The organism is Serratia sp. A07, assembly GCF_058725505.1.
In genome coordinates this window covers 1-2,276 of sequence record NZ_JBZXDO010000124.1, presented here as the reverse complement: position 1 = coordinate 2,276, position 2,276 = coordinate 1, and the positions used below count along the sequence as shown (strand labels likewise).

The following is a 2,276-nucleotide window of genomic DNA, read 5'->3' as shown; positions in this document are numbered from 1 at the left end:
GTGACGTCAACGATGAGTGGGTGCAGCCGGCGTTTGCCGAGATGTTCCGGGTGCTCAAGCCCAATTCGCTGGCGGTGTGTTTTTAGGGGTCTGAAGCCCAACCGTACGAAAACGTACGCTAAGTACGTTTTTTGAACAAACGGTCATCAAGCCTCGCGACAATATGACCGTCACAGAGGCCATTCATCCGTTTCTTCCGCTTGCTTCAGTGGCCTTAGCTGGCCTTTTGTTACCTGCTCCGCAAGTGTGAACGTGTAATGCCCCAGCATGTTGATATGCGCGTGCCTCAGTGGCGAAAGTCTGGCTTCATCCTCCTCATTTATGGTTTCACCTTCATTACGTAAATGATCCAGTGCAGCCTGCATATAGATGGTATTCCAGAGAACGACAGCATTTGTCACCAGTCCCAGCGCTCCCAGCTGATCCTCCTGCCCATCCTGATAGCGTTTCCTGATTTCACCTTTTTGCCCGTGGCAAATCGCTCTGGCTACAGCATGTCGGCTTTCTCCCCTGTTGAGTTGGGTCAGGATGCGGCGGCGATAATCTTCATCATCAATATAATTAAGCAGATACAACGTTTTATTTATTTTCCCCGCTTCGATAATCGCCTGCGTCAGGCCGGAAGGTCGTTCACTGCTCAACAATGAACGGATCGCCACTGACGCGCGGATTTTTCCCAACGTCAGGGAACCGGCCATACGTATCATGTCATCCCAGTGCTGCTCTATCTTCCGCGTATTGGCGGTGTTACGGGCAAGATCATTCAGTACGCCATAATCCGCATCTTTATCCACGCGCCAGAATACTGAAGCACCTGCGTCAGCCAGACGCGGAGAAAACTGATAGCCCAGTAACCAGAAAAGGCCAAAAATCAGATCGCTGGAGCCTGCCGTATCGGTCATTATTTCCGTTGGGTTTAGCCCGGTTTGTTGTTCCAGTAGCCCTTCCAGAACAAAGATAGAATCCCTTAGCGTACCTGGAACGACAACGCCATGAAATCCGGAATACTGATCTGAAATAAAGTTGTACCAGGTGATCCCGCGGCTGGAGCCGAAATATTTTCGGTTTGGCCCTGCATGCACTGTCCGGACAGGTGCAATAAACCGCATGCCATCCGCAGAGGCCACTTCACCACCGCCCCATTTCTGAGCCAGAGGCAGAGTAGACTGATAATCAACCAGTCGTGCATTAGCGCTGACCAGCGTTTCAGCGCGGAGGTAATTCTGTCGGGTCCAGTTCAGCCGATGACGGGTCAGCGCCGGGATATTTGGGTGGATAAACGGCTCCAGCCCAATATTACAGGCCTCGGCCAGTAACACAGCACAGATACTGACGGTCAGGCCCTCCATTCGGGCGCCGGCCTCGCTTGCATGAGTAAATTCATCAGCAAATCCGGTATGCGCATTAATTTCGAGAAGAAGTTCTGTCAGATCAACAACAGGGAGCAGACCAGATACACGCTCCGCTAGTGATTTCAGCGTTGGTGACTCATCCAGCCCACTCAGATGAGCAATTGTCAGTTTCGTGCGTTTTCCGCTGAAATCCAGCGAAACGGCCTGATTATCGGAAAAATTTTTGGCAACCTGTCGGTATACAGTGTCGAGCTGCCGGGTCAGCGCGTTGACCGCCTCTCCGGCATTAAGAGGATGCCCGAGGGAGCGATACACCTGTATTCTGTTGGTGTGCCAGTCCTGACCCTGGAGAAGTTTAGCCCTCGGATCTCCCCAGCGTTCGCTCCGTGTGATGTAAATATCCCGTCGCCGCAGACTGTCCTGTAACTTATTCATAACACAAAGGGTATAGCCCTGTCGGGATAAATGACCGTCTTTGCCATAACAGAGTCGCTTCCAAGGGCCGGTAATTATTGCCATAGGCGCATCATCAATATGCTGTCTTCGGGTTGAGCGGATTGCCGCAAGATAGCGTATAGCTTCCAGCGTGGTTTCTCCTGCCGGAGCAGCACTGAATTCAATATTTTCCAGCAAACTGGGAAGAAAACGACGGACTCTCCCATACTGTTCCACCATTTCATCATGAAAGCTGGCATCAGGAGGCCGGGCAATAGCATTTATAAATGTGATGGTATCAGCAAGCCTGGCCGGAGGAAATTTTTCAAATATTGTCGAGCGAAGCAAATCACTGCCGATATTTTCATCCAGAAGCACCGAGCAGATATGTGCCAGTTCCAGCGCCGATTTATGAACGGTAGCACGCCTGCGGCGTGAGCTCGTCTGCTGCGCAGCCGAAGTACTTTCCCCCTTCATCGCCACGACCTA

The 2,276-nt window shown here is 51.7% G+C and carries 1 pseudogene; it reads right to left on the bottom strand.

Annotated elements, in window-relative coordinates:
• Positions 1 to 170: 170 nt before the first annotated feature.
• A pseudogene (locus AC4PR2_RS28405) lies at positions 171 to 2,240 on the bottom strand (Tn3 family transposase); the annotation flags it as partial.
• Between the last annotated feature and the right edge of the window lie 36 nt (positions 2,241 to 2,276).